At 60.0% G+C, this 26,215-nt stretch carries 20 protein-coding genes; 9 read left to right on the top strand and 11 right to left on the bottom strand.

Going from position 1 to position 26,215, the window contains the following annotated elements:
- Positions 1-30: 30 nt before the first annotated feature.
- The gene (locus ASD36_RS01585; RefSeq protein ID WP_060503716.1) at positions 31-534 is read right to left on the bottom strand and encodes a GNAT family N-acetyltransferase; all 504 of its coding nucleotides are present in this window, start codon (positions 532-534) and stop codon (positions 31-33) included.
- 375 nt (positions 535-909) lie between these two features.
- On the opposite strand from ASD36_RS01585, the gene bla reads away from it, so the two are divergent.
- The 3 genes from bla to dmeF all read left to right on the top strand — a co-directional run bounded on the left by bla (position 910) and on the right by dmeF (position 3,539).
- A complete protein-coding gene (gene bla, locus ASD36_RS01580; protein WP_060508688.1) occupies positions 910-1,794 on the top strand; it encodes a class A beta-lactamase in 885 nt (294 codons plus the stop codon).
- Between the two features lie 408 nt (positions 1,795-2,202).
- Positions 2,203-2,475: a Ni(II)/Co(II)-sensing transcriptional repressor DmeR gene (gene dmeR / locus ASD36_RS01575; RefSeq protein ID WP_060503714.1), complete on the top strand. Its 273-nt coding sequence runs from the start codon at positions 2,203-2,205 to the stop codon at positions 2,473-2,475.
- Between the two features lie 32 nt (positions 2,476-2,507).
- Positions 2,508-3,539 (top strand): CDF family Co(II)/Ni(II) efflux transporter DmeF, encoded by a 1,032-nt coding sequence (gene dmeF, locus ASD36_RS01570; RefSeq protein ID WP_060503713.1) that lies wholly within the window; start codon positions 2,508-2,510, stop codon positions 3,537-3,539.
- Between the two features lie 127 nt (positions 3,540-3,666).
- Here the strand turns inward: dmeF and ASD36_RS01565 are convergent, their stop codons facing one another.
- On the bottom strand, positions 3,667-6,009 hold the full coding sequence (locus ASD36_RS01565) for a glucose/quinate/shikimate family membrane-bound PQQ-dependent dehydrogenase (RefSeq protein ID WP_060503712.1): 2,343 nt from the start codon (positions 6,007-6,009) through the stop codon (positions 3,667-3,669).
- 356 nt (positions 6,010-6,365) lie between these two features.
- On the opposite strand from ASD36_RS01565, the gene ASD36_RS01560 reads away from it, so the two are divergent.
- Positions 6,366-6,605: a hypothetical protein gene (locus ASD36_RS01560; RefSeq protein ID WP_060503711.1), complete on the top strand. Its 240-nt coding sequence runs from the start codon at positions 6,366-6,368 to the stop codon at positions 6,603-6,605.
- A gap of 312 nt (positions 6,606-6,917) precedes the next feature.
- Here ASD36_RS01560 and ASD36_RS01555 read toward each other — a convergent pair whose 3' ends face one another.
- From ASD36_RS01555 to ASD36_RS01545, 3 genes are all read right to left on the bottom strand, one after another.
- Positions 6,918-8,423 carry a protein adenylyltransferase SelO gene (locus ASD36_RS01555; protein ID WP_060503710.1) on the bottom strand — a complete coding sequence of 502 codons (1,506 nt, stop codon included), beginning with the start codon at positions 8,421-8,423 and terminating at the stop codon, positions 6,918-6,920.
- A 110-nt stretch (positions 8,424-8,533) separates the two neighbouring features.
- A complete protein-coding gene (locus ASD36_RS01550; protein ID WP_060503709.1) occupies positions 8,534-8,998 on the bottom strand; it encodes a hypothetical protein in 465 nt (154 codons plus the stop codon).
- Positions 8,999-9,079: 81 nt separating this feature from the next.
- A complete protein-coding gene (locus ASD36_RS01545; protein WP_060503708.1) occupies positions 9,080-11,173 on the bottom strand; it encodes a S9 family peptidase in 2,094 nt (697 codons plus the stop codon).
- A gap of 309 nt (positions 11,174-11,482) precedes the next feature.
- Between ASD36_RS01545 and ASD36_RS01540 the strand changes: the two genes are divergently transcribed.
- On the top strand, positions 11,483-13,408 hold the full coding sequence (locus ASD36_RS01540) for a methyl-accepting chemotaxis protein (RefSeq protein WP_060503707.1): 1,926 nt from the start codon (positions 11,483-11,485) through the stop codon (positions 13,406-13,408).
- Positions 13,409-13,521: 113 nt separating this feature from the next.
- Here ASD36_RS01540 and ASD36_RS01535 read toward each other — a convergent pair whose 3' ends face one another.
- The gene (locus tag ASD36_RS01535; RefSeq protein ID WP_060503706.1) at positions 13,522-14,304 is read right to left on the bottom strand and encodes an alpha/beta hydrolase; all 783 of its coding nucleotides are present in this window, start codon (positions 14,302-14,304) and stop codon (positions 13,522-13,524) included.
- 361 nt (positions 14,305-14,665) lie between these two features.
- On the opposite strand from ASD36_RS01535, the gene ASD36_RS01530 reads away from it, so the two are divergent.
- Positions 14,666-15,484 (top strand): nickel-binding protein, encoded by an 819-nt coding sequence (locus tag ASD36_RS01530; protein ID WP_060503705.1) that lies wholly within the window; start codon positions 14,666-14,668, stop codon positions 15,482-15,484.
- Between the two features lie 20 nt (positions 15,485-15,504).
- Here the strand turns inward: ASD36_RS01530 and ASD36_RS01525 are convergent, their stop codons facing one another.
- Both ASD36_RS01525 and ASD36_RS01520 read right to left on the bottom strand, forming a co-directional pair.
- Positions 15,505-16,206: a sugar transferase gene (locus ASD36_RS01525; RefSeq protein ID WP_156393793.1), complete on the bottom strand. Its 702-nt coding sequence runs from the start codon at positions 16,204-16,206 to the stop codon at positions 15,505-15,507.
- A 50-nt stretch (positions 16,207-16,256) separates the two neighbouring features.
- On the bottom strand, positions 16,257-17,291 hold the full coding sequence (locus ASD36_RS01520) for a glycosyltransferase family A protein (RefSeq protein ID WP_060503703.1): 1,035 nt from the start codon (positions 17,289-17,291) through the stop codon (positions 16,257-16,259).
- Positions 17,292-17,890: 599 nt separating this feature from the next.
- Between ASD36_RS01520 and aztD the strand changes: the two genes are divergently transcribed.
- Positions 17,891-19,096: a zinc metallochaperone AztD gene (gene aztD / locus ASD36_RS01515; protein WP_112834567.1), complete on the top strand. Its 1,206-nt coding sequence runs from the start codon at positions 17,891-17,893 to the stop codon at positions 19,094-19,096.
- Positions 19,097-19,155: 59 nt separating this feature from the next.
- Here aztD and ASD36_RS01510 read toward each other — a convergent pair whose 3' ends face one another.
- Positions 19,156-21,336, bottom strand: coding sequence for a right-handed parallel beta-helix repeat-containing protein (locus tag ASD36_RS01510; RefSeq protein WP_162252437.1), 2,181 nt, complete (start codon positions 21,334-21,336; stop codon positions 19,156-19,158).
- Positions 21,337-21,485: 149 nt separating this feature from the next.
- A complete protein-coding gene (locus ASD36_RS01505; protein WP_112834566.1) occupies positions 21,486-22,349 on the bottom strand; it encodes a VOC family protein in 864 nt (287 codons plus the stop codon).
- A 339-nt stretch (positions 22,350-22,688) separates the two neighbouring features.
- Between ASD36_RS01505 and ASD36_RS01500 the strand changes: the two genes are divergently transcribed.
- Positions 22,689-23,114, top strand: a complete 426-nt coding sequence (locus ASD36_RS01500) for a universal stress protein (RefSeq protein ID WP_060503827.1) — start codon at positions 22,689-22,691, stop codon at positions 23,112-23,114.
- Positions 23,115-23,302: 188 nt separating this feature from the next.
- On the top strand, positions 23,303-24,925 hold the full coding sequence (locus ASD36_RS01495; RefSeq protein ID WP_060503700.1) for an arylsulfatase: 1,623 nt from the start codon (positions 23,303-23,305) through the stop codon (positions 24,923-24,925).
- Between the two features lie 244 nt (positions 24,926-25,169).
- Here the strand turns inward: ASD36_RS01495 and ASD36_RS01490 are convergent, their stop codons facing one another.
- A complete protein-coding gene (locus tag ASD36_RS01490; protein ID WP_244482054.1) occupies positions 25,170-26,096 on the bottom strand; it encodes a sterol desaturase family protein in 927 nt (308 codons plus the stop codon).
- Between the last annotated feature and the right edge of the window lie 119 nt (positions 26,097-26,215).

The raw sequence follows: 26,215 nt of genomic DNA, 5'->3' as shown, positions 1-26,215 counted from the left end.
CATAATGCTGCTGCCTTGAAATGACCCGCCTCAGGCGAGTGTCTGCAGATAGCGCATGCCGGTCACCGGGCCGGGCGTGAAGTTTTCCGATTCGTAGAAACGATGTGCCTGGAAATTGCCGGTGGCGGCACTGACCGAGAGATAGGTGGCGCCGGCCATTCGGGCCTGTTCGCGGGCCTTGGCGACCAGATGACGGCCGATGCCGGTGCCGCGATGGGCCGGGCGGACGTAGAGATGGTGCAGTTCCATGCCGCGCGCACCCTGCTGGGCACGGTAGAGCGGCACGAGAATGGCGTAGCCGATCAGTTCGCCAGCGGCCTCGGCGACAAGCGCGGTGATCCAGGGCATGCGGCCGAACAGGTCACGCTCGAGATTTTCCGGGGTCACAGCGGCGGCATCGCCATGATGGGCGGCAAGCTCGGTGATCAGTTCGCGCAGGGCAGGCAGGTCGCGCTGCTTGGCGGTACGGATCGTGACCATCGGCGCGCGTGTGGCGGGATGGAGAAGGGATGTCGGAGTGGCAGTCTGCAGCATTTCAAGGCTCCTTATGGCTTTTGCGCCATCAGGTGCCATCCAAAAACAAAAGCCGCCTGATGGCGGCTTGTTGAACGAGATCAGACAGCCGCACCTATGGGAGCAGCGTAAAATACCAACGGGCGATGTTCGCGGTTCTGATCATGGCGGGCAATGTCGCCTTTTTCGACGAAATGTCAACGGGAATTCTCGGGCCTGTTAATTTTTAAGGCTGAAACAAGATTCTGAACGGCCATGTTTCCGGCCAAGACCGGCCACAATCGCTGCCTACCCATTGGCTCAAGCGCACAGTATCTGGTTGAGGGATGGCTAATATTCGTCATTCTGATCAAGATGTTGGTCCGTCAGCGCAGTCATCCACGGAGACCCTATCGCATGTCGTTCACGTTCAATCGCCGGTCCTTCATCATCGGCTCCGGCCTGCTTCTTCCCAGCATCGGTTTTGCGCCAAATCTGGTCCTTGCTGCGAGCAATGACATCGAACAGCAGTTGACCGCGCTGGAAAAACGCACCGGCGGCCGCCTCGGCGTCTATGTCCTCGACACGAAAACCAAGGCGTCCTTTGCCCACCGGCCGGATGAACGCTTTGCCATGTGCTCGACCTTCAAGGCGCTGGCCGCTGCCTTCGCACTGGCGCGTGCCGATAAGGGCGAAGAAAAGCTCGACCGGCGGATTCCGATCTCGAAAAAACATCTTCTGTCCTATTCACCGATCGTGGAAAAACATGTCGGCGGCGGTATGACGGTGCGCGAACTGTGCGATGCAACGGTCCGTTACAGCGACAATGCCGCCGGCAACCTGCTTCTGGCGAGCTTTGGTGGTCCGAAGGGGCTGACGGACTGGCTGCGCTCGATCGGCGATGAGACCACCCGTCTCGACCGGATCGAGCCGGAACTCAACGAGGCAAAGATCGGCGATCCGCGCGACACGACGTCACCAAAGGCGATGACGGAGACGCTCGGCAAGCTTCTGATCGGGGACGTGCTTTCACCCGCATCGCGCGATCAGTTTTCTGCCTGGCTCGTCGCCAATACGACAGGCGACCGGCGCTTGCGGGCAGGGCTCCCGAAGGACTGGACCATCGGTGAAAAAACCGGCACCAGCGGCCGCGGCGAGGCCGGCGATATCGGCTTCATGCGTCCCGCTGAAGGCCACACGATTCTTGCCTCGGTCTATATCGCCGAAGGCACGAAACCGACCAAGGAGCTTGAGCCGGTGTTTGCCGAAGTCGGCAAGCTGATCGCTGGGATGGTGGCTTAAACACTTGCCGGTTTTGAAAATTGCGTGTGGCCGTTTGAGGAGACCAAGCGCACTTCCAACCGCCGTCATCTCTGTGTTCGTCACAGAGATCCAGCCAGCCCAAGTCTTTGGGTTGAAAGAGTCTTTTGACCCGAGGGACGTCGGGTCACTGGATTCCCGCCACTAGGCGAGGATGGCGGAGGGTGAGGGCGCTTCCTCTAGTCCATCTTTCCCAGCCGCGCATCGGGCCGGCCAGGGTTTTAGCAACCCGCATAGATCGCCCTCTCCACGTCGTAGGCCATGATCCCGCACGCCCCGTCACACCAGCATGGACGGGCAGGTGCGCTTCGCTCCGCCGCTCTGCGTCGTCCGGAGGGCTTTTCTTTCATGGGAGTATAGTATACCCCACTATCCTATATTGAGGTGCTGATGTCCCATACCGTTCGTGAAAAACCAAAACTGCTGGCGCGGGTACGCCGCCTGAAGGGGCAGCTTGAAGCTGTCGAGCGGGCGCTGGAGGTGGAGACGCCCTGTGGCGATATCCTGCAGCTGCTGTCCTCCATTCGTGGCGCGCTGAACGGGCTGACCGGTGAGGTGATGGAAGATCACCTGCGCGAGCATGTGCTTCTGGCGGAAAGTGATGTCGAGCGCGCCCGGGCCGTCGATGAACTCTCCGCTGTCTTGAGAACTTACGTGCGCTGAGCCGCAGCCGCTGACCTTGAAAGGATAGGCCCGTGCCGACAGAAAATCTGGTTCACGAACATGTCTTTCTGGGCGCCGGTCATCGGCGCAACGAACGCCGCGTCTGGCTGGTCATTGCGCTGACCGCAACGATGATGGCGGCGGAAATCATCGCTGGCAATCTTTACGGATCGATGGCGCTGGTCGCCGATGGTTTGCACATGTCCACCCATGCGGGCGCCATGCTGATCACGGCGCTCGCCTACCTCTACGCACGGCGCCAGGCCCGCAATCCACGCTTCACCTTCGGCACCGGCAAGCTTGGCGATCTCGCCGGTTTCGCCAGCGCCATTGTCCTTGCGTTGATCGCCCTTCTGATCGGCTGGGAAAGCCTGCTGCGCCTCGCCAACCCCGTCCAGATCAGCTTTTCGCAGGCGATTGCCGTTGCGGTGATCGGTCTGGCGGTCAATCTCGTCTCGGCTTTCTTGCTCAAGGATGACCACGATCATCTGGGGCACTCGCATGGCGGACATTCCCATGGTGGTCACGCGCATCATTCGCACCATCATGAAGCCCAACCGGCGGGCGGACACCATGATCACGGCCATTCTGGCCATAGCTACGAGGGGCATGCCCACCATGGCCATGCGGCGCCCGGCACCGATAACAATCTGCGGTCCGCCTATCTGCATGTGATGGCTGACGCGTTGACCTCGGTACTCGCCATTCTCGCCCTTCTGGCGGGCAGCATCTATGGCTGGCTCTGGCTCGATCCGGCCATGGGCATTGTCGGCGCGCTGGTTATCGCCCACTGGTCCTATGGTCTCATCCGCCAGACGGGCCTCATTCTCGTCGATGCGACCGATACCGTGACGGAACTGCAGACGGAAATCCGCGAAAGGATCGAAACGCCGCAGGAAAAAATCACCGATCTGCATGTCTGGCAGGTCGGCCCCGGCCACAACGCCGCCATCGTCGCCATCGCCACGGCCAACCCGCACCCGCCGGCCTTCTACAAGGAAAAGCTGGCCAAGCTCGCTGGCCTGTCGCATCTGACCGTCGAGGTGACGCCGGTCGCGGCGTAGGGTTTATCGGGGTGAAGCCCCTGAACCGCCTCCCAAGGCGGTTCGCTGCAGAATCGTTTGGCAGCACTGACCACACAGAAAAGCCGGCAGGTCGCCCCGCCGGCTTTTCCATGTGTTGAAGACTGGACTACTTCGCCAGTTTGTACGCGATCACGTAGTCGCCGGGCTTGGTGCCGACCGAGCCATGGCCGCCGGCGACGATCAGCACGAACTGGGTGCCGTCGTCTGTGGCATAGCTCATCGGGGTCGACTGGCCACCGGCGGGAAGGCGGCCTTCCCACAGCACCTTTCCGGTCGTCAGGTCATAGGCGCGGATAAAGTTGTCGACGGCTGCCCCCAAGAAGGCGACGCCGCCCTTGGTGATCATCGGGCCGCCGATGCCGGGTACGCCGACCTTGAAGGGCAAAGGCAGCGGCGTCATGTCCTGCACGGTGCCGTTCCGGTGCTTGTAGGCGATCTTGCCGGTCTTGAGGTCGGCTCCTGCGACATAGCCCCATGGCGGCGCCTGGCAGGGAATGCCGAGTGGTCCAAGGAATGGCCCCATGAAGACACCGTAAGGTGCGCCGTCATTGCGATTGAGGCCCTGCTCGGACCCTTTCTCATCCTGGCCCTTGGCCGGGATCTGGTCGCGCGGCACCAGTCTCGACGTGAAGGCCAGATAGGTCGGCATGCCGAACATCACCTGCCGTTCCGGATCGACCGCAACGGAGCCCCAGTTGAAGGTGCCGAAATTGCCGGGATAGATCAGGCTGCCCTCCAGCGACGGCGGCGTGTAGCGGCCTTCATATTTCAGCCGCTTGAAGTCGATCCGGCAGGCGAGCTGGTCGAACATCGTCACGCCCCACATGTTCTTGTCCGTCAAAGGTGGCGGCGAGAAAGTGAGATCGGAGATCGGCTGGGTCGGCGCGGTAAAGTCCTCCGCGATGGCGCCGCTCGGCGCCGGGATTTCCTTGACCGGAATGATCGGTTCTCCGGTGCGCCGGTCAAGCACGTAGATATCGCCCTGCTTGGTCGGGCCGACAAGCGCTGGAACCGGCTGGCCGTCCTTGCCGGTAATGTCGAGCAGAACCGGCTGGGCCGGAACGTCCATGTCCCAGAGGTCATGATGCACCGTCTGGCGCACCCAACGGACTGCGCCGCTGGTGATATCCAGCGCCACGATCGAGGACGAGTATTTCTCGACATGCTCCGAACGGCCCATGCCCAGCTGGTCGGGCACCTGGTTGCCGAGCGGGATATAAACGAGGTTCAGCTTGTCGTCATAGCTGAACACCGACCAACTGTTGGGCGAATTGGTCGTGTAGGTCTGGCCTTCCGGCAGCGGCGTCGTCACGTCCGGGTTGCCACTGTCCCAGTTCCAGACCAGGGCGCCGGTATTGACGTCGAAAGCGCGGATGACGCCCGACTGTTCCTGCGTCGAATAGTTGTCGTTGACGGCGCCGCCGATGATGATCTTGCCAGCCGTGATCACCGGTGGCGAGGTAGAATAATAATAACCGGCCGGATTGTATTGCATGCCGGTTTCCAGATGCAGCGTGCCCTTGTCGGCAAAGCTTTCGCAGACCTTGCCATCGGCGGCATCAAGCGCGATCAGGCGTGCATCGGCGGTCGGCAGATAGACCCGTTCGGCGCAGGGGCTGCCGGCAACGGCAGCCGGATCGGCATAATAGCTGACGCCGCGGCAGGTCTGGTGCTGCCGGTCCGGGTTCATGCCGGAATTGGCGTCGAATTTCCATTTTTCCTTGCCGGTCGCGGCGTCGAGCGCGATGGCGAGATTGTGCGGCGTGCACATGTAGAGCGTGTCGCGGATCTTGAGCGGCGTCACCTGATAGGTGGTCTCGCCGACATCGTCCGGCCGTTTCACGTCGCCTGTTTGATATTGCCATGCGACCTGCAGCGTCCCGACATTCTCGGGCGTAATCTGCGCCAGCGGCGAATAACGCTGGCCGTACGGTGTGCGGCCATACTGATGCCATTCGCCATCCGGCACATTGCCACCGAGATCGACCGCGGCCGTTGTGGTGCCGACTGGCAGTTCGCCAGCAAGATCAAGCGGATCCTGTGTCATCGAATAACCGGCAACAACAATCGAGGCGAGAACAGCGAGACCGAGCGGTAGGGCGCTGGCCGGATAGGCTTCGCCTGTCGGGCTGGCAAAGCCGAGGCCACGGCGGATGCCCGGTAGTAACAGCCATAGGCCAAGCAGGATGATGACGCCGCCGCGCGGGCCGAGTTGCCACCAGTCAAAGCCGACTTCCCAGATCGCCCAGACGAGCGTACCGATGATCAGGAGCGCATAGACGGTGAGCGCGGCACCCCGCCGTGCAAGCAGCAGGAAAGCGGTGATGAGGAAGCCGAGACCGGCAATGGCATAATACCAGCTGCCGCCGAGCATGATGAGCCAAAGCCCGCCGCCGCCGAGCCCAAGCCCGATCAGCGCGAAGACGATGGCCGTCAATAAAATCAACATGGATATCTCCCGTTATGGAAAGCCGCGCCGCGCGGCAAGTGCCGCCTGCGGCAGGCATTGGGTCCAACGCCTCTGGGAAAAGGCAGTCCGGTCTCAAGGTTGGCCATCGCGCCGGAGGGAATTTGCGCGGTGATCCTCTGTCGGGTGCGCGGCGGAAAGAGTTTCAATTCGCGCGCGTATCCTGATACATAACGCGGTGCCCCTGCCTTTCAATGGCCACATTTCGGCACAGCCATCAAAATTCGACGTGGCGGCGGGCGGATGACTGACAGCATCCCGCGGGATTTAAAAGGATTTCGGCACGGCCGGGAAATAGGCTAGGTCAACGGCAATGTTGATTCACAACGAGGGTCGAAATGAAGAAACTGCTGATGGTTCTCTTGGTTATGGTGGTGGCCGTGGTGGGGGTGATCGGCGGCCGCTGGCTGCTCTATGTCACCAATACCAGCGACCCGCTCGACGAAGTCGGCATCGAACTCAACAGCCGGATGCCGGAACCCTTGCGCAAATGGGGCTGCGCCCAGCTGAAAACCAATTTCGAAAACCGCCTACCACCGTATGGCTGCGCGGCAATTGGGGGAAGCGGCTGGGAGTGACCGGAAGAACCGCGAACGAGTCTCTCAGACTGTTGAAAAACTCGTCCGCTCACTGTTCGGCAGGCTGCTTGGGAAATAGGCGATTGCTAAATCCTCCGCCATCTCTGTCCTCGGGCTTGACCCGAGGGATGTCACAGAAATCCAGCCAGCCCAAGCCCTTGGGCTGAAGGGCTTTTTGATCCGGCGGACGCCGGGTCGCTGGATCCCCGCCACAAGGGCGAGGATGACGGAGAGTAGGTGCTGCTCTCGCCAGATTATCGTACTCAAAGTTCGTCGGCGATCTACGACCCGCTGATTAAGAGTCAGCTGTTCTCACGTCCCGCAGAACGTCTTCAGCACTTCCTCCGACGGGGCCGGTGGGGCGGTATAGGAGGCGAACTGCGGCTGGTCCGCATAGGGGTTTGCCAGAACGTCGTTCAGCGCTTCGAACAACGAGAAATCGCCGTCGTCTTCCGCCGCACGGATCGCCTGCTCGATGCGGTGGTTGCGCGGAATGAAGGCCGGGTTGACGGCGCGCATTGCCGCTGCCGTCTGCGCATCCGACAGCGGTTCCCGTCCGGTCCTCTCGCGCCAGGCGAAAAGCCAGGCGTCGATATCAGCGGGATTGGCGAAGAGGTCACGCAACGGTCCGTCATGGGCGCTGCTTTCGGCCGCATCGCACAGCCTGCGGAAGGTCAGCGTGAAATCGGCCTCGTTGCGGTGCATGGCGCTCAGCAGCCCCTGAACCAGATCGAGATCACCATCTTCCTCGGTGTGCAGTCCGATCTTCGCCTTCATGCCGGTGAGCCAATGGTTCTGGAACCGCGGCCCATAGCCGGCAATGGCGTCATTGGCGAGATTGACGGCCTCGGATGGTTCGGGATCAAGCAGCGGCAAGAGAGTTTCGGCAAACCGTGCCATGTTCCACTGGCCGATCGCCGGTTGGCTGGCATAGGCGTAACGCCCGCCCCGGTCGATCGAGGAGAAAACCTTGGCCGGATCATAGGCATCGAGAAAGGCACAGGGGCCGAAATCGATGGTTTCGCCGGAAATGGCGCAATTGTCGGTGTTCATCACGCCATGGATGAAGCCGACAGACAGCCAGCGGGCAATCAGCGAGGCCTGCCTCTCGATCACGGCTTCGAGCAGCGCCGGATAGGGCCGCTCATGACCTTTGATTTCGGGATAATGTCTGTCGATGACATAATCTGCCAGAACCTTCAGCCCCTCGGTGTCGCCGCGTGCCGCCAGGAACTGGAACGTGCCGACGCGGATATGGCTGGCCGCGACGCGGGTGATGACGCCACCCGGCAGAACGCGGTCGCGGTAGACCGGCTCGCCGGTGACGACGGCCGCCAGCGCCCGGGTCGCGGGAATGCCGAGTGCAAACATCGCCTCGCTGACGATATATTCGCGCAGCACCGGGCCAAGGGCTGCGCGCCCGTCACCGCGGCGGGAATACGGCGTCTTGCCCGCACCCTTCAGCTGGATATCGCTGCGCCTGCCGTGGGTATCGATGACTTCGCCAAGCAGGATCGCCCGCCCGTCGCCGAGCAGCGGTACGAACTGACCGAACTGATGCCCGGCATAGGCCATGCCCAGCGGCTCGGCGCCCTCGGGAATGGTGTTGCCTGAAAAGATCGCCGCCCCGTCGCGCTCCAGCGCTTCGGCGTCAAGGCCAAGCTCAAGCGCCAGTGGCCGATTGAACTTGATCAGCCATGGCTCGGAAACGGGCGTCGGATTGGCCGCCGCATGGAAATGCGCCGGCAGCCGGGCATAGCTGTTGTCGAAGGCAATGGGTGCGGCGCCGGCCGCTTTTTCGTGCGCAGATAATGTCATGCGGCTAAGGTAAGAGCAGGGCGGGTCTGCGGCAAGGGCGTTCGAGCGGCAGGAGGAGAAGGCCCGCTGACACGATTACCCCTGCAGGTGGCCAGCCGGACAGCAAGCCATCACGCCTTGATAAAATCAGCTCCAGCCGCCTCGGCCTGCGCCGTGCCACCATCCTGAGGGATTTCCAGCTGGCGCTTGATCGCTTCCTTGATTTCCGCCTCGATTGCCGCGCGAGCGTCAGCGTCCATGGCGGCAATATCTTCCTCCGTCAAATCCTTGTCGGCGAGGATTTGCGCCCGGATCTTTTCGGCCAGCGACATTTTCGACCAGTCCATGAATTCGTCGGCCGGGCTGTCTTTCGGCGCTGCCGCCACGGCGCCACCTTCCAGCTTGTCGGCCATCGACAGCCAGAGAGCGGAAGACAAAGATGCGGAGGAGCCTGACGAGCCGATCGAAACGGTCGGCGCCTGTGTGCGCTCATTACCGCCGCCGCCATCGATGTTGAGCGCTAGGCCGGAGGACGCCGCGCCCTGGTTGCCATTCTGCGGGCGGTAGTAGTTGCTGATGCTGTCACCGATCTTCATGGCCAATCTCCCTGCAAGGTTGCAGGGAGATTTATTCTTTGGGGCATGTGCCGGGCTTGCCAAAGTCCGCGGTAGGACGGGTTACATCTTCCCCGCCACCTTGATCGCAAACGCATATTCGAACGCGATTTCCTCCAGCCGCTGGAAGCGGCCGGAGGCGCCGCCGTGGCCGGCATCCATGTTGGTCTTCATCAGGATCGGCTCGGAGCCGGTGGTTTTTTCGCGCAGCTTGGCCACCCATTTGGCCGGTTCCCAATAGGTGACGCGCGGGTCGGTGAGGCCGCCCAGCGCCAGGATCGCCGGATAGGGCTTTTCCGAGACGTTGTCGTAAGGGGAGTAGGCTGCCATGCGCTCATAAGCGTCCTTGGAAGCAATCGGGTTGCCCCATTCCGGCCATTCTGGCGGCGTCAAGGGCAGCGTGTCGTCGAGCATGGTGTTCAAGACATCGACGAAGGGGACAGCGGCGATGACGCCCTTGAATTTCTCCGGCGCCATATTGGCGATTGCTCCCATCAGCATGCCGCCGGCCGATCCGCCCTCGGCGATGATGTTGGCGTAGGACGTGAACTTCTGTTGATTCAGATAGTCGGCCGCTGCTATGAAGTCCTTGAAGGTATTGGCCTTCTTCTCCATCTTGCCGTCTTCGTACCATTGAAAACCCTTGTCCTTGCCGCCGCGGATATGGGCGATGGCATAGACGAAGCCCCGGTCCACCAGGGACAGGCAATTGGTGTTGAACGAGGCCGGAATGGCAATGCCATAGGCGCCGTAGCCATAGAGCAGGCAGGGGGCGGAGCCGTCGAGGGGTGTGTCCTTGCGGTAGAGCAGGGTGACCGGTACTTCGGCGCCGTCGGAGGCTGGTGCCATGACGCGGCGGGTGATGTAGTCGCCGGGATTGTGGCCCGATGGCACTTCCTGCGTCTTCAGCAGTGTCCGTTCGCGCGTCACCATGTTGTAATCGTAGAGCTGGTTCGGCGTGGTCATCGACGAATAGGAAAAGCGGATGACGTCGGTATCGTATTCGGCGGCACCCTGCAGACCGAGCGAGAAGGCCTCTTCGGCAAAGGCGATTGCATGTTCCTCGCCGGTGCGGCGGTCGCGGATCTTGATCTGCGGCAGACCACCCTCGCGCTCCAGCCAGACGAGATGGCGGGCATAGGCGCCATGCGAGATGATCAGCCGTCCGGCGGTGTGCGGCACCACGTCGGTCCAGTTCTCTCGATTCGGATTGTCAACCGGCGCCTGCATGATCTTGAAATCCTTGGCGCCGTCGGCGTTGGTCAGGATGTAGAAGACATCGCCGCCCTCCGAGAGCGAATATTCAAGACCGGTTTCGCGCGCCGCCACCAGCTTCGGTTTACCCAAGAGATCAGAGGTCCGAAGCAGCCAGTATTCGCTGGTCTCGTGGTCATGGATGTCGATGTAGATGAAATCGTCGAGCATCGAGCCGCCGACACCCATGAAGAAGCCCGGGTCCTCTTCCTCGTAGACCAGCCGGTCATCGCTCTGTGGCGTGCCGACGATGTGATGGAAGATCTTTGATGGGCGATGATTGTCGTCGAGAACCGTGTAAAAGAAGCTCTTGCCATCCGGTGCCCAGGCGCCGCCGCCGCCGGTGTTTTCGATGACATCGGCAAGGTCCTCGCCGGTCGCAAGGTCACGGACGCGCAGCGTATAATATTCCGAGCCCTTGTCGTCGTAGCTCCACAGGCCCCGGCTGTGATCGGTCGAGTGATCGACGCCGCCCAGCCGGAAATAGGCCTTGCCCTCGGCTTCCTTGTCGCCGTTGAGAAGCACGCTGCGTTCGCCGCCGTCACGTGGTGTGCGGAAGAAGGAGGGCTGTTCGCCACCGGTAACGTAGAACGTGCCATAGGCAAACGGCCCGTCTTTCATCGGAACCGAGCTGTCATCTTCCTTGATGCGGCCCTTCATCTCGGCAAACAGCGTCTTCTGCAGGGCTTCGGTATCGGCCATCGCCGCCTTCATGTAGGTGTTTTCGGCCTCCAGATGCTGACGGATTGCTGGGTCGAGGATCGAGGGGTCCTTGAACATCGCCTGCCAGTTATCGGCGCGCAGCCAGGCATAGTCGTCCGTCCTGGTAATGCCATGGCGGGTATCCGTGACTGGCTTTTTCGGCGCGGCGGGAGCAGGCGGCAGGTTCTTGAAGATGGACAAGGAAATCTCCGGGGATGCGAGGGGTCTGTGTCCGAGATAGAGACCGGCCGGGCAAGGTTCAAGCTGAAACTCGTCCTGGCCTTGGCCGAGGCAGGCAACTTGAGGTGGCAGTGAACGGTTCCGGTGCGATTGCTCGTGTTTATGAGGCCGCTGCAACGTCTTGATTGCCAGCTTTAACTTGGTGTTAGCGCAATTACTTCAGATTGCGCTCCGGCGCGATGTCCCTGCTGCGCTTTGCCAGAGGCATCATGCCTCGCTTTTCCATTTTTTCGTTCAGCGCGCGGTCAATTGCCCAGCCGGAGTTCCGACATGAGTTTTCGCAATCTTTCCATTCTTCTGAAGATAAGCCTGGTCATGGCTGTCATGATCCTGTCCTCCGTGGTTATCGCCGCCGTCGGAGCAAGAGGGGTCGTGTCCCTCGAAAACACGCTTACCTCCGTCGGAATGAAGGAAGAGGTTGCTCGCGAGGCGATGGATCTGCGCGTTGATGTCATCGCCATCAGCCGTATGACCTACCAGCTCGCCCTGAAACCGGGCGGAGCCGAGGAATTCCGCACTGAGGCCGAGACCCGTGCCAAGGAAATGCTGGGACGCCTGCCCAAGATCGAGGTAGGAGCGGATGAGACGCAGGTTCTGCTGCTGCAGGCTATTCGCGGTGCGCTCGAGAGCTATTTCACCGATATCCGTGGCATGATCGACCATGCACAGGCCAATCCCAACGATGCGGCCAGCATCCGCGGCTTGCTGGACCAGGTTCTTTATGCGCAAAAGGCCGTGACGGTCGCCGTCAAGGAATACAGCACCTATTCCGGCAACGCGCTGGCGGCTGCCCGTGCTGATGCACTGGAGTCCTCCCGCACGGCGCTGATGATCGGCCTCGGCATTGCTGCAGCCTGCATTCTCGCCGGTGCCGTGATCGGTCTGCTGGTCGCGCGCCGCGGCATTGCCGCCCCCGTTCGCGATCTGACCGCCGCGATGAGCTGTCTTGCCGAAGGCAATCTTGACAGCGCCGGCACCGATGCCACCCGCAAGGACGAGATCGGCGAAATGGCTCGAGCCGTCGAAGTGTTCCGCCGCAACGCATTGGCGATGCGCGATATGAAGGCGCAGGAAGCAGCCTTGAATGCGCTCAGCAGCGAGTTGCAGTCGAGCATCAGCGCTGTTGTTGCAGCGGCGGTCGCCGGCGATTTCACCGGCCGTATCGGCAAGGATTACCAGAACGACGACCTCAACCGTTTTGCCGGCAGCGTCAACGAACTGGTTGGCAGTATCGATCTTGCCGTCAATGAAGTGCGCCGCGTCATCGCAGCGCTTGCCGATGCCGATCTGTCGGAAAGCATGGAAGGCCATTTCCAGGGCGCATTCGCCGAGTTGCAGCAGAACGTCAACGCCACGATGGTGACGCTCCGCTCGACCATGAACAATGTGCGCGGTGCCGCCGGCACCATCAAGGACAGCTCGGCAGAACTCAGCTCCGCCGCCAATGATCTGTCGAAGCGCACCGAGCAGCAGGCCGCAGCGCTTGAGGAAACCGCGGCAGCGCTTGACGAGATCACCGCGACCGTGCGCACCTCCTCGGCACGCGCCATCGAGGCCCGAGACATGGTGCGCGAAACCAAGGAAAGTGCCGGAAAATCCGGCGAGATCGTCCGCAACGCCGTCACCGCCATGAGCCGTATCGAGGGCTCGTCCAGCCGGATCAGCCAGATCATCGGCGTCATCGACGAGATCGCCTTCCAGACCAACCTTCTGGCGCTGAACGCCGGTGTCGAAGCGGCACGCGCAGGCGAGGCCGGCCGCGGCTTTGCTGTCGTTGCCCAGGAAGTTCGCGAACTGGCACAGCGCTCGGCCAATGCCGCCAAGGAGATCAAGACGCTGATCAGGGCCTCGACATCCGAGGTCGAAGGGGGCGTCTCGCTGGTGCGGGCAACCGGTGATGCACTGGTTGAAATCGAAAACCTCGTGCTGCGCGTCAACGATCATGTCGAAAGCATCGCCACTGCCGCACGCGAACAATCAACCGCGCTTGCCGAAATCAACACCTCGGTCAACCACATGGACCAGATGACCCAGAAGAACGCCGCCATGGTCGAGGAAACCACGGCAGCCAGCGAGACACTCGCCGACGAAAGCCGCCAGCTGCAGGCGCTGCTGGCCCGCTTCAAGCTGGAAGAGGAAAACCGCTTCTCGCACAGCCAGCCGGCGCAGCATCAGCGCACACGTTACGCAGCCTGATTTCGGTTTGGTGATTGCGATAAAAATGGGGAGGGCGCCGTGTCCTCCCCAGCCCGTGATGCAAAAGTGGAATACGGCCGGTTCGACCACACGCGTTTAATGTCACCGCGAACCTAAGAAGAATGCGGCACGGCAATCGCATCCATGTAGCCGTCAAGATGGTTCTTCCACAGGGCTGGCTTGAACATCAAGGCATGGCCCATCCGGGCGGCAACGAATTTTCCCTGTCCTCCGGCTGACAGAAACTTTTCGAAATTCCCCCTGCAGTGCGCGATTCGATAATACTGGTCATGACTTCCGTGCAGCCAGAGCGTTGAAATTCCGCTTGGCGCGCCCCGTTCAAAGAGCGCCGGGTTGACACTTTCATGGGCGGGGCAGACTTGGCCGAGCCAGCCACCGTTGAAGTTGATCGCGCCCCGGAAAACATGCGGACGCATGCCCGCATAGGCGATCGAGAGAATGCCGCCGCGTGACACGCCGCCGATGGCAAGCTGGTCCTGGTGCACATCAGACCGCGCACGCAGGTGGCGGACGACAGCATCGATATCTTCGACAGCCCGCTCGAAGCCCGCGATTGCGATTGCAGCGTCGCAAGAATAGCCGGAGCCGTCAAAAGCAAGCCCTTCCCCGTAATTCCCCCCTGATTTTCCTCTTCCCCGGCGCTGCGGAAAGAGAGTCATCCAGCCCCGTTCGACAAAATAGTTTGCCACGACCTGCGGACTGATTGTCCTTGTATAAAAGGATTTATTCTGCCCCCGTCCGGTCGAGCCATGGTTGAAAACAACTGTCGGATAAGGTCCATCATGGTCAGGTTTGGCTGCAACAATTTCCAATTGAGCATCTGCCTCACAGGACGGGATAAAAAACGTTTCAATCTTCACGAGGCCGACCACCATTTCAGTATTTCATCGCATGCGGTGTCATACAGATCTCAACGAAAGCGGCAGTTTTGCAACTGAATTTTGCGGCGTGTTTCACTAGGGGGCCGTTGTGTCCTCCCCTTTGCGTTTCAGCGCTCGCGCTGCCGCCTGCGGCACTCCTTCACCGGCAGCCCACCGTTTCCCCTTGGCTTGCTGTGCGGGTCTCGTCGTGAAGGACTGTTGAGATTCGTCATGGGGTTGCAGAGCAGGGCGCGGGAAACTGGAGGGTACGTCCCGCTCCTTTAGATAAGGCTATACTAAAATATAGACGGCGTTGCCTCCAGACCGTAGACTATAACCCAGGAACAGGTGCAGGGCTCGGGGCGGGAGCGCACAGATGCCTATCTTCATCGACCGGCATGACCTTTCGGGAACCACGGCCGCAGACGTTGCCGAGGCACATAGCAAGGATCTTGAGATTCAGGATCAGTACGGCGTCAAGTTTCTGACCTACTGGTTCGACCAGCGGCGTGGGACCGCGTTTTGCCTGATGGACGCGCCGGACGCCGAAGCGGCCCAATGCGTTCACCGCGAGGCGCACGGTCTGGTTTCCGGCGAGATCGTCGAGGTTGCCCTGTCGGCGGTCGAGGCGTTTCTGGGCCGGATACATGACCCGGTGCCGGCCCCGGGGCAATCTTCGGCCGAAATGGATTCCGGCCACCGGGCGATCCTGTTCACCGATATTGTCGGCTCGACAGCGATGACGGCGCGGCTTGGTGACCGGATGGCGGCCGAACTGGTCAGGGCCCACGACGCGGTGGTGCGCAGGTGCCTCGAACAGTTTTCCGGCCGCGAGGTGAAGCACACCGGTGACGGCGTCATGGCGGCCTTTGCCTCGATAAAAGCAGCGGTCGATTGCGCCAGAGCGATCCAGCAGGAATTCGAGCGCTACAATAGCGGCAATGCCGAGCCGCTTCATATCCGCATCGGGCTGGATTGCGGCGAGCCCGTCGAGGACAGCAACGATCTGTTCGGTTCCACAGTGCAACTGGCAGCCCGCCTGTGTGATGCGGCCTCCGGAGATCAGATCCTGGTGTCGGAGAACATTTTCCGGGAGTATGGTGCCGCCGATCTTTTCACGCAGGCAAAACGCCGCCGGCTCAAAGGTTTTTCAAAGCCCGTCCTGGCCTTCCGATGCGAATGGGCGGGCCTATGATGCGCGTTTCCAAACTGCCGCTACTGCCGCGCGGCAGTGAGAAACCGCCAGATTTCCCTGCAATCCGTCACCATCGTCCAATTATCCGCGTAGTCGCTATCGAGTTGCAGGCGGCGTAGATAATGGGCGTCGAGACCGCTGTTCAACCGGTAGCCGATCAGGCCGGGGCGGGACTTGATATAGGATGAGGTATTGGACCCGTATCGCTCGATATCCCTCATAGTCAACGGCGAGGGGCCGACGATGCTCATATCGCCACGCAGGACATTGAAGAGCTGCGGCAGCCCGTCCAGACCCAATTGTTGAAGAACTGCACCCATCGGCGGAAGCGAGACGTCCGGCTGATGCTTGCGTGCCCACAGCGTTTCCGGCGTTGTTGTCAGGTATTGAGCGAAATCCTCGCCTCCGGGAGGAGACGATGTCCGAAACTTCAGGCGGACAAGGGATACGCCATCATATCCGATCTCGGCATGGCCGCAGATGACTGATCCTGTGGTTGATAGCTTCACCAGCGCCGCGATCATCAGGATGATTGGCAGGAATACCAGGATGATCGACAGTGAAATGAAGACATCCAGGAAACGCTTGGTGAATCCTCCAGTTGGTCTGTACTGAAGATTGACAATATGCAGGAGGGAATATTTACCGTTTCTTGCCGCCGATGATATCATTTTGCGCTCGAAATGTTTTGGGTTTTCCACAAGACCTGCTTTGCTGTCCAAGGCAGAGCGCTCGGAAGGCAAGGCAGGGCGCCACCAAAAAATGAAACCTCCTACGCGGCGAGGTCCGCGCTAGGGACGTTTTTTACCGAAGTCACATCGGTCATCACCTTCCTGTTCATGACGAAGAAGGCAAGGTTTGTCGGGCAGCGCAGGATAAAAGCCGGATAGTGTGATACCAGCTTGGTGAAGACCTTGGGGTCCGGAAGAAACCGCTTCGCGGCTCCGCGCAGGAGCGCATAGACATAAGCGCCCTCATACAGTCTCTGCCTGAAGGCGATGGTTTCAGCATCCATGGAATAGATGCGGCTGTTGTTGCGCATATAGTTGTACTGGATGGCAAGGCAGCCCTGGATACTGATCGATTTCGGGCTTTCCCAGGAAACGTTTGACCAATAAAGGTTAAGTCCCTCGCCACAGCTCACATTGACACGAACATCGACCGCCGTTGCGTTGTCAATCGACAACTCGATCCAGAAGATGTGGTCTTCTCCGGCACTTCTGAGCGAGGTGTTGAAGCGAAGGGTCGGGTTTTTGCGGAAATTGTAGACGACGGTTGATGTCTGCGGCGGGCATTCGCGGATCATTGTCCGCGTCAGTTCACCCGCACCGAAGACCTTGACCAGCTGCGACTGACCTGCCCCCCGGTTTTGGCTAAGGGCCTGCCATGTCTCGGGCAGGCAACGGAAATAGTCGCCGTAATGTTTGCTTCTGACGTGATTGCAGAAAAAGAAATCGCTCTTCCGCAGCGCCGACAATGCCCTTTGGATATGCAGGGGAGTCCAGATATCGTCGGAGTCGAGGAACGAGACGAAATCGATCTCTTCGCCGGCAAGGCTGTCGAGACCGGCATTCCGTGCTCCGGCAGGGCCCGAATTGACCTGCGTGATGACGTTGAGCGAGTGCCCGCACTTGAACGAGAATCCGTCAAGCTCGTCACTGGCGGGGTGCGGCGAGGCGTCATCGACGACAACAATCTTCAGCGCAACGCCGGGGGGCAATTGCTGCAGCGCAACTGAATCGAGAGCCCTGCGCAGGATTCCGTCTTCTGCCTGATAGAAAGGTATTATGACAGCGATATTGGTCATCACTTTAAGCCTCACACTATATTTATTATTAACACTCTCTATTTCTGGTTGTTTTTTATAATTCGATTATACGCGTGCGTAATTATTGCGAATAAAACAAAATTATTGAGCATTTTGCCTAAAATTCAGGCAGCGTAAGCGTCGAATTTGTGACAAAATGATGAAATTTTGTCTTGGTAATCAATTGGTAACATAGTTTTAAGTTTGTTATTCTGTGGATACACTAGTTATTGTGGATGAGCAATAGTAGTTGATGCGAATGTAACCGCGTCTCGTTGAACCTTTATTGGGGGGAATTGGTGCGGACCAACGAAGGGTAGCATCGGGTGAACGGTACAATTTTTGCTGCGCTGCAATGTGATTTCTGCCGCCTCGCCAGATCGCGTCTTTTGTTTGTGACGCATTATCTTGGTTCCGGCTGATCCGCGTTTCTTCCCAATCAAGCTGCATCCCGCAGTGACCCGTTAAATACCCGCAGAATGTCAGATGCCGTATTTTCTGGATGGACAAGGTGGGTGTAACTTTATAACAATCCGCAATGTTACGTTATTACATAAATATTGCAGGAGAAACTCATGCCGATCCATCTTGGCAAACCGATGCGGGCCGCCGCTGTTCTGGCGCTGACGGCGCTGTCTCCCCTTCCAGCCTTCGCCGATGATCATCAGGAAACATGGCGGCTGTTCGTCGCCGATCACACCCAGCCCGTGGTGCGGGCGCTCGATATGGCCAGCGGCAAGGAACTCGGCCGGTTCGATCTTGGCGGTTACGCCGCACTGTCCCTGAGCGACAGCGGCAAGACCGTTTTTGCGGTGCAGGGCGACAAGGACACAGTGCAGGTCATCGCGTCCGGCATCGCACTGGCCGATCATGGCGAGCACCGCGATATCGAAATTTCCGATCCGAAACTGTTGCCCGGCGTCATCACCGGCAAGAAGCCGGGCCATGTGGTCACGCATGGCGATGATGTGGCGGTCTTTTACGATCGTGGCGGCAAGGTCGATCTGTTTCAGGAAAGCGCGCTGCTGGAAGGCAAGGGAATTGCTGCAAGTGTCGATACCACGGCCGCGCATCATGGCGTCGCCGTGCCGATGGGGCAGCATATCCTCGTTTCCTTGCCCAATATGACGACGGATGTGAAGCCGGATGAGCTGCCCCCGCGGCTTGGCCTGCGCATTGTCGACCGGGAAGGCAAGCAGGTTGGTGATGTCGCGACATGCACTGGGCTGCATGGCGAAGCGTCATCGGCACGTCTGGTCGCCTTCGGTTGCGCCGAAGGCGTTCTTGTCGCCCGGCCCGGCGGGCTCGATGGGCCGAAGCTGGAAATGGTCGCCTATGGCAGCGATCTGCCGGAGGGCAAGGTTTCGACCCTGCTCGGCGGCCGGTCGATGCAGTTCTTTCTCGGCAATTACGGTGACGACAAGGTCGTGCTGATCGATCCGGACGCAGCTTCACCCTATCGGCTGGTCGAACTTCCCACCCGCCGTGTCGATTTCATCCTCGATCCGGCCAATGTCCGCAACGCCTATATCCTGACGGAGGATGGCAAGCTGCATGTGCTGGATGTCGTCAGCGGCAAGATCGTCCGGTCTGCCGGCGTCACCGAGCCCTATAGCAAGGATGGCCATTGGCGCGATCCGCGTCCGCGGCTTGCGGTTGCCGGCGACAGCATCGCGATCACCGATCCGCGCCATAGCTTGGTGCGGATGATCAACACTGAAACGCTGAAGCAAACCGCGACCATTTCCGTCGAAGGCATGCCGTTTGCGATCGTTGCGGCCGGTGGCTCCGGTGCGACGCACTAAGCCTCGAAGGACCGCTGTCCGCACCTGACATCAGGTGCGGACAGCGATTTCAATTTGCCTTATCCGCCGCAACGGCCGCCAAAGTTTGTCTGGTCAAGTACGCTGCCATTGACGGTGAGGACCGAGCCTGGGCCTTGTGTCAGTGAACCGCCGAGGCTGCCGTCCCAGGACGGATCGACCTTGCAATCGCACGGGGTGCCGGTAACGGTGACGTCACCTTTGACATCCAGCGATGGTCCCATGAAGTAGAGCCCCGCCGTGCCGGCCTTATCGATCGTGACATTGTCGAAGGTGATGTCGCTGATCGGCCCGCCAAGGAAGTCCCAGTCGCTCCCGTAGATGAACGCGCCGTAGGTCCCGGCATTGGTGATCGCCACGTTCTTGAAGCTGATGCCGGAAACCGGATTGAGGAAGATGCCGGCATTGCGGGTGCCGTCGATCGTCAGCCCATCGACATTGACATTCGTGGTCACGGCACCTTCCGGCATGCTGCTGGAGGTGACCATCATCAGACCATTGATGCCGCCCTTCAGCACCATGTCGGTGATGGTGACGTCGCGCGTTCCCTGCAATACGACGAGGTCCATGTCGCGTTCCTGCATGGAGTTGTCGATCGTGACCTTGTTGAGGTTCACATCGTTTGCTGCGACGAACAGCAGGCCCTCGCGGCGCGACCGCGAGATCGTCACGTTGTCCAGGGTGATGTTGCTGGCGGCGTTGGTGATAACCGGCGGCCAATCATTTTCATCGATCGCGCTGCCGGCAAAGAGGCCGTAGGTCACGTTGTCGATTTCCGTGTCGCGGATCGTCAGGTTGCTGGTTCCATGCGCGCTGACGGCGGCATAGGGCGCCCGGTTCGGGTCGAACACCGAGAATTCGCATTCCGTGCTGCTTTCGCAGATGTAGAGGTCGTGGATGCTGGAGTTCTGGATAATCGCACCGTTCACCCGGTCAAACCGGATGCCGTCATGGCTGGTGCCGGAAATATCGACACGGTCGATCATCAGGTTCGAGGCATCTGTGCCGCCGATTGCGGCCAGGCCACCTGTAATCGACAGTGTCGAGACCGCGCTGTTCGATGCCATGGTAACAACGTCCTGGGCGGGATTGTAGCCCGTCAGCGTCGTGGCAGCACCATGGTTGCGGAACCAGCCTTCGCCGCCGCTTGAGGCGCCGCGCAGGCTGAGCAAGCCGCCGCCGCCGAGCAGCACCTGGCCGTTGTTGAGCGTCAACGACTGGTCAAGCCCGATCGCGCCGTTGGCAAGGATCAGCGCGTTGTCGCCGGCCGCGGCAATGATGGCGTTGATGGCGGCGGCATCTCCATTGGCGGCGGAGACGTCGATAACATTGCCTGCGGTCTGGCCGTTCAGTTCGACTATAGCCTTCTCGAGATCGCCGGTGGCACCACGATGGGTCTCGATGGTGCGATTGCGCTCGACGCGCTGCGTCAGCGGGTCGAACGGATCTGACGAGCCGGTGGACGAGGTCGCACCGAGCGGCACGCGCAACCGCGCCATCGCCGCACCCTTGAAGTGATCTTCGTTATCGTAGGAACCAGACGCACCGATCGTCACCGTCGATCCACCGGGAAGGCCGGGCAGGTCGGCAAAGGACAGTTCGGCGCGCAGCTTGGCACCCAGCTTGTCGTCGATGTTGTCACCGTCGTACCAGTAGCTGCCGGCAAACACCTTCAGCTGCATTTTGTCGCTGGCGCCAGACAGCGGTACGCGAACACCGGCTTCGACATCGCCGCCTCGGCGGGCGCGTTCCATGCCTTCGCGGAACATCAGCTTGCCGCCGCTGACTTCGCCGCGGCCCATTCCGGCAAGCGTATGATCGTCGCCGAGCGGAAGGTAGATGTTGGCGCGTGTTTCGAACACCGGTCCGAGCGCTTCCACGCCGAAGGACAGCTGGTTGAAGGAATTGTCATAGGCGCTGTTCAGGTAGTCGTAATAGCCATAGACGCCGACCACCCAGTCGTCGCTTGCCCGCATGCGATAGCCCGCGCCGATCGACCCGCGCTGCACGCCACCCTCGATGAAGGCACCTTGCGTATCGATGAACAGCGCATTGCCCGAATCGAGCAGGATGGGCAGGAAGAAGCCGCCGCTGGCGCTTGAATTGCCACTGCGCCAGGTGCCGTCGATTTCTACCGACGGGCGCCAATCGGCTGCGTACAAAGGCAGTGGCGCAGCGCTCGCTGTGGCGAGCGCGTATACAAGAATGCTCTTATTTTTCAAAATACTAACCCCTAGACTCACGTCCGCAAGAGCGGATGCCGGGGCGAATTAGAATACTTGACTGTAATAGTCAATTTTAAGGAGTGCGCCGGTACAATCCGTCGCAGGCACCCTGTTGAAAACTCGTTTTGCAGGGTGCTGCGGCGCTGTCAGGCGGTCAGTTTCAGGCCGATGCCCCAGGGATCGATCAGTGAGACGGTATCACCGCTGCGCGTTACCGGTATCTCCAGTTCGTCGAGCTTGGCAATCGCGTTCTGCAGCTTGGCCGGATCATTGAAATGCACGGTGTAGTCTGAAAGACCGGTCATGTTGGCCTGGCGTTTCGGTGCGCCGCGCGAGTTCCAGATATTGGCGCCGACATGGTGATGATATTTGCCCGAGGCAAAGAAGCTGGCGCCGGGATAGCTTGCCATCAGGTCAAGGCCGAGCACATCGCCGAAGAACGCGTTGGCCTGCGGGATATCCGAAACCTGCAGATGGATATGACCGATCGTGCTGCCGGCGGCCATGCCGTCCCATTTGTCCTTCGGGGCTTCGTCATAGAGCGCCTGCAGGTCGAACGGCAGCGTCGCCATCTTCACCATGCCGTCCTGCAGGTAATTCCATTCGCTGCGCGGCCGGTCGCGGTAGACCTCGATGCCGTTGCCTTCCGGATCGCCGAGATAGATGGCTTCCGAGACCAGATGGTCGGACGCGCCCTGAAGCGGCACGTTGTTATGGGCGATATGGGCGAGCCAGCGGCCAAGCTCGGTGCGGTCCGGCATCAGGAAGGCGGTGTGAAACAGACCCGGCGCATTGTGCGGCGCGACGGCCGCATTGCCTTGCGTCGTCAGGGTCAGAAGCGGACGGCTGGCAACGCCGAGCGTCTCGCCGCTTGCGGTCTTCTCGATCGGCTTCAGGCCCATGATGGCCTGGTACCATGAGGACACCATCGGTAGATCGCGCACGACCAGATGCGAATGATCGACATAGGCTGGCATGCGGACGGCGTGGTCTTCGGCTTGAACGGTCATGGGGATGCTCCCTGCCTTGGCTGTGGTGACGGCGCTGCTTGTGACCAATGCGGTGGCCGAAAACTTCATGAAGGTGCGTCGGTTGAAGCTGGTCATTGTTCTGTCCCCGTCCGTTGTCTGCCCAACTATATGACGCGCGCGCGGCGTTCACGGAAGATACTGACTTGAGGATGTACTGTTCTCAACGTGTTGACAATCGCCTGCGACCGTATGGCGGGTTGTGACTTTTGTCGTGTCACACCTATATTGAATCTATCCGCGCAATGCGGCGAGGGTGACGGCCTTGCAAAGCCTGTCATCACGCGCTGCGGCCGGCGCGGCGAACCCGAGGAGACCGTCATGTATTCGAGAATTATCGTGCCGATTGCCATGGACCATCTGGAGCACGGCGAGAAAATCCTGGAGCGCGCCCAATCGCTGCTCGACGAGGGCGGCGAGATCATCCTGCTCAACGTCGTCGAGGATCTGAATGCCTATGCCCAGGGCTACATGATCGTTGATTTTCCCTTGGAGTTGATCGAGGCATCGCGCGAGCATGCCAAGAAAACGCTGACGGAACTGATGGAAAAACACGGCGTGACGAAGGGCAAGGTCGAAATCCGCATCGGCGGTGCCGCCGGCATCATCAACACTTTTGCCGAGGAAGTGGAAGGCGATCTGGTGATCATCGCTTCGCACCGGCCAGGGCTGATCGATTATTTTATCGGCTCGACGGCCAGCCGCGTCGCCAGCCATTGCAAATGTGCGGTGCTGATCGACCGTTAAGGCAAGCCCGTGGTTTTGCGCGTGCACCACCCGTTCGGGAGCGCGGCTCCCGAACCGCTCACTGTGCCTGATATCGGAATGTTACTGTAACGTACTTGTGCATGCCCGCATCAATATGCCCGGTTGTGGCGTCAGCAGTGCATCTCACATTCACGCCACAGATCAACGTTCGATGGAAGGTACATGACATGGCCTACGACGACAGCAACGTAACGCGACGCAATCTCCTTATAGGCACAACAGCTTTAGCGGCCGGTGTCGTTGCGGTCGGCAATATCGCCACCACAACGACTGCACAGGCACAGGCCGCCGCTCCCTCCGGCAAAGTGCCGAACATCCTGGTGATTTTCGGCGATGATATCGGTGTTCCCCAGATCAGCGCCTATACGATGGGGTTGATGGGCTACCGCACGCCGAACATCGATCGCATCGCAGCCGAAGGCGCGATCTTTACCGACAGCTATGGCCAGCAAAGCTGCACGGCCGGCCGTGCGTCCTTCATTCTCGGGCAGGAGCCCTTCCGCACCGGGCTCCTGACGATCGGTATGCCGGGCGATCCACACGGCATCCAGGACTGGATGCCGACCATTGCCGACGTGATGAAATCGAAGGGATACGCCACCGGGCAGTTCGGCAAGAACCACCTTGGCGACCGCGATGAGCATCTGCCGACGAAACACGGTTTCGATGAGTTTTTCGGCAATCTCTACCATCTGAACGCCGAGGAAGAACCCGAAGGTTATTTCTATCCGAAGGACGCCGAGTTCAGGAAAAAGTATGGTCCACGCGGCGTCATCAAGTCGACGGCGGACGGCAAGATCGAGGATACCGGCGCTCTCAATACCAAGCGTATGGAGACGGTAGACGAAGAGTTCCTGGCTGCAGCCAAGGACTTCATTGATCGTCAGGCCAAGGCCGATAAGCCGTTCTTCTGCTGGTTCAACTCGACCCGCATGCACGTCTTCACCCACCTGAAGAAGGACTCGCTTGGCAAGACCGGCAAAGGCATTCATGCCGATGGCATGGTCGAGCATGATGGGCACGTTGGCCAGTTGCTCGATCAGCTCGACAGCCTTGGCATCGCCGACAATACGATCGTGCTCTACACGACCGACAACGGCGCGGAAATTGCCCTGTGGCCGGATGGCGCCATGACCATGTTCCACGGCGAAAAAGGCACCACTTGGGAAGGCGGTTTCCGCATCCCGATGATGGTCCGTTGGCCGGGCGTCGTGAAGCCGGGCACGCAGATCAACGATCCGGTGACACTGATGGATTGGCTGCCGACATTCGCGACCGCCGCTGGCATCACCGACATTAAAGAGCAGATGAAGACGGGTTATCAGGCCGGCACCAAGACCTTCAAGGTCCATCTCGACGGCTTCGACCTGACCTCCTTGCTGAAGGGCGAAAACAAAACCCCGCCGCGTGAATCCGTCTATTATTTCGACCAGGGCGGGAACCTGAATGCCATCCGGTGGAACGACTGGAAACTGAGCTTTGCGGTGGCGCATGGCAATATTGCCACCGGTGTCCGCGAAACCCCGGCCTGGGCGCTCATCGCCAATCTGCGGATGGATCCGTACGAAAAAGGACTGGAGGAAGGCGGAGGGGCGGTCGATTTCCTTGCCCGCAATATGTGGTTGCTGGTGCCGATCCAGGGGAAGATCAAGGAGTTTTTCCAGGACTTCGACAAGTACCCGTTCCAGATGGGCAGCACACTGAATGCCAGCAACATCAACTATGGTTGGCTGCAGCAGCAGGCGGCGCTCAAGAAGCTCGGCGAGCTGGAACAACTCGCGCCGCGCTGAGAGCGTGCCGTAGCAAGGCCCGCCTGTGTTCGCATCGTTATCCACAGCGAACGGGCGGTTTCGCGGCCAGCAGAGCTGTTTTTAGCGTGTGTAACCAAGGAATACCGGGACGGCTCAGTGCCGCCCCGGTATTCGATCGTTTTGCACGGCCGGACAGCTTGTCATGGGCGGAGCGATCCTTGGAACCAGGGCGTGGCAACGGCTGGTCTCCTCCATCCGCTGAGAAGGCGCACCTTCTGAAAGCTCACGTCTCGGCTTTACGCGTCCCCGCGATCTGCCGTTCAAGCTTCAGGTTGATTGGCGGCGCTTCTTTTTCGAATGTCTCTACCCTGCGATCGTAAACGGGAGAAATCGTGCCCAGCGCCCGGTCCCAGAACGAGAAGTAGTTGGCGAAGTTATACTTGAACTCCGCGTGATGCTGATCGTGATATGTCGTGCACAGCAGCGGCGAGGGACGGCGGGCCGTCTTCGAGGCGAAATATTCAAAACCGGCATGGCCGAAGGTGCCGTTGATCTGATCAAACAGCCGGTTGGCCAGCACGATAAGGGGTGGAAACGGCACGATGAAAACGATGACCGCATAAAATCCCTGCGACAGGGCGGTATCGACAAGCCCGATGGAATCATTGCTCCAGACGGTCGGCGCGACGCTGCGATGGTGCTCCAGATGGTACTTATAGAAGTATTTGGTATGGAGCAGCCGGTGAGCAAAGTAGAACCAGGCGTCAAACAGTACCATGCAGAGGAGAAACAGCGGCACTGCGGTCCACCAGTTGAAGTCCCAGGGTTGCATGGCCCAGCCCTTGTATTGGGCGAAAAGACCGATTGTCACGGACAGGCAGGTGACGAGAATGGAAGCAAGGCTCAGGCGAATTTCTGCCGCCTTGCGTTTTTCGCCACGCCTTTTCTTCTGGATACGGCGCTCAGGGTTGCGATTGTTCAGCCAGATTATGCTGCAGCCAAGAAGGAAATACAGCGCTACGGTCACGCCGTAGAGCACGGCGAGCAGGACGGAAAACTCCGCAAGCCCTTCGAAAAAACCTGTCATCCGCCCTGATATTCCTTCTGCGCTTTGGCCCCCGTAAGCGTAGGGACCCCTTCGCTCGCCGATAAAAAGCGTTCCAGCGCAGAAGATTACCTGATTCGGGGACTTCACCCGTGACCGTTGCACGGCTTTCAAGCGAATGTGAAGCCGCTTATCCAGGCCGATGTCACTTTGTCTCGCCCGGGGCCGGTTTCCGTCAATCTGAACCCCTGGGGCAAACAGGAGGTTTGCCCCAGGGGTTCGGC

Origin of the sequence: Rhizobium sp. Root1334, assembly GCF_001426665.1 — a bacterium.
Lineage (GTDB): Bacteria > Pseudomonadota > Alphaproteobacteria > Rhizobiales > Rhizobiaceae > Pararhizobium.
The sequence above is the reverse complement of the archived record's forward strand: the minus strand, read 5'-3'. Positions and strand labels throughout refer to the sequence as shown.

What these genes read in the sequence shown, in the direction of transcription:
- ASD36_RS01585 (WP_060503716.1), bottom strand. Translation starts at nt 534, where the DNA reads ATGCTGCAGACTGCCACTCCGACATCCCTTCTCCATCCCGCCACACGC.
- bla (WP_060508688.1), top strand. Translation starts at nt 910, where the DNA reads ATGTCGTTCACGTTCAATCGCCGGTCCTTCATCATCGGCTCCGGCCTG.
- dmeR (WP_060503714.1), top strand. Translation starts at nt 2,203, where the DNA reads ATGTCCCATACCGTTCGTGAAAAACCAAAACTGCTGGCGCGGGTACGC.
- ASD36_RS01565 (WP_060503712.1), bottom strand. Translation starts at nt 6,009, where the DNA reads ATGTTGATTTTATTGACGGCCATCGTCTTCGCGCTGATCGGGCTTGGG.
- ASD36_RS01560 (WP_060503711.1), top strand. Translation starts at nt 6,366, where the DNA reads ATGAAGAAACTGCTGATGGTTCTCTTGGTTATGGTGGTGGCCGTGGTG.
- ASD36_RS01555 (WP_060503710.1), bottom strand. Translation starts at nt 8,423, where the DNA reads ATGACATTATCTGCGCACGAAAAAGCGGCCGGCGCCGCACCCATTGCC.
- ASD36_RS01550 (WP_060503709.1), bottom strand. Translation starts at nt 8,998, where the DNA reads ATGAAGATCGGTGACAGCATCAGCAACTACTACCGCCCGCAGAATGGC.
- ASD36_RS01540 (WP_060503707.1), top strand. Translation starts at nt 11,483, where the DNA reads ATGAGTTTTCGCAATCTTTCCATTCTTCTGAAGATAAGCCTGGTCATG.
- ASD36_RS01535 (WP_060503706.1), bottom strand. Translation starts at nt 14,304, where the DNA reads ATGGTGGTCGGCCTCGTGAAGATTGAAACGTTTTTTATCCCGTCCTGT.
- ASD36_RS01530 (WP_060503705.1), top strand. Translation starts at nt 14,666, where the DNA reads ATGCCTATCTTCATCGACCGGCATGACCTTTCGGGAACCACGGCCGCA.
- ASD36_RS01520 (WP_060503703.1), bottom strand. Translation starts at nt 17,291, where the DNA reads ATGACCAATATCGCTGTCATAATACCTTTCTATCAGGCAGAAGACGGA.
- aztD (WP_112834567.1), top strand. Translation starts at nt 17,891, where the DNA reads ATGCGGGCCGCCGCTGTTCTGGCGCTGACGGCGCTGTCTCCCCTTCCA.
- ASD36_RS01505 (WP_112834566.1), bottom strand. Translation starts at nt 22,349, where the DNA reads ATGACCGTTCAAGCCGAAGACCACGCCGTCCGCATGCCAGCCTATGTC.
- ASD36_RS01500 (WP_060503827.1), top strand. Translation starts at nt 22,689, where the DNA reads ATGTATTCGAGAATTATCGTGCCGATTGCCATGGACCATCTGGAGCAC.
- ASD36_RS01495 (WP_060503700.1), top strand. Translation starts at nt 23,303, where the DNA reads ATGGCCTACGACGACAGCAACGTAACGCGACGCAATCTCCTTATAGGC.